Below are 332 nucleotides of genomic sequence, written 5' to 3' on the forward strand. Positions count from 1 at the left end.
TTTTGATTTTAATGGGGTTGAAGAATTGATCTAAAGCTTTAAATTCGCCGTCTTTTTGCGTTTCCACTAAAGCTTTTAGGGGCGTATTGAGCTTGAGTTGCAATTGCCTGAACGCCTTATTTTTATGCAAAATCAAATCTTTAATCGCATTCAAACGCTTTTTAGAATCTTCCAAGCTCACGCTATCAGTCATCAAACTAGAGGGGGTGTCTTTTCGTTTGCTGTAAATAAAAGGGTGGATGTGCGTTAAAGGTAAGCTTTCTAAATTTTTAAACGCTTCTTCAAAAACGCTTTCGTTCTCGCCCGGATGCCCTACAATAAAATCCGTACCG

1 pseudogene is annotated in these 332 nt (G+C 38.6%); it reads right to left on the reverse strand.

From position 1 onward, the window contains the following. Positions 1–332 (reverse strand): annotated as a pseudogene (locus F8C76_RS20000) (hypothetical protein); the annotation flags it as partial.

This window comes from Flagellimonas olearia, assembly GCF_009184425.1.
Classification (GTDB): domain Bacteria; phylum Bacteroidota; class Bacteroidia; order Flavobacteriales; family Flavobacteriaceae; genus Flagellimonas; species Flagellimonas olearia.